The organism is Xanthomonas sp. WHRI 1810A, assembly GCF_040202885.1.
Classification (GTDB): domain Bacteria; phylum Pseudomonadota; class Gammaproteobacteria; order Pseudomonadales; family Pseudomonadaceae; genus Aquipseudomonas.
The window spans coordinates 1-532 of sequence record NZ_JBEGED010000068.1; the positions used below are offsets into that span (position 1 = coordinate 1).

The 532-nt window shown below is 59.6% G+C and carries 1 protein-coding gene; it reads left to right on the forward strand.

Annotation, left to right across the window (positions count from 1 at the left end; all coding sequences use genetic code 11):
- Positions 1-234: hypothetical protein (locus ABQX22_RS26765; protein ID WP_349802866.1), on the forward strand; the 234-nt coding region annotated here is incomplete at its 5' end.
- Positions 235-532 lie beyond the last annotated feature (298 nt).

The following is a 532-nucleotide window of genomic DNA, read 5'->3' on the forward strand; positions in this document are numbered from 1 at the left end:
CTGGAGCTGCAGCGGATGGGGCCGGCCGCTCAACGCCTATTGTCCGAGTGCGTCGAGCATCAGGGATGCACACGCATCGCCATGTCGAAGCCCGCCCAAGCGCTCGAGGACTCGGGCTTCGTCTTTATCCGGGAAAGTGGGTTTCTGTCAGTGGAGAAGGTCCACATCAGTCCAAGTCTCGCAGGCGAAGAAGCACTAGCGTACTTTGAAGACGAGCTGGCTAAGTTGGGCTAGGGACGGTCTGCAAAACTCGCCCTTCGCACAGTGTGAGCCCAAGCGTTTGGGCCGGGGCTCTCGAAACGCGTTGAGTGCCAGCGCGTCGGATTAGCAGGCTATCCGCAGCATCTTGGCACGCAGTGGGATCAGAGTGCTCTCAACAGCCGGCGTGTGAGCTGTGATCCAGGACGACGACCTTCATTCGTCCTCCCGATCCAGTCCGTCATGACATCGACTGCATCGCGGAAGTGTCCTTGCTCGATCTCTCGTTCCCCCAGCGCGAGGAGCTTTTAGGTCGAACGATGCAGGAAGTCTG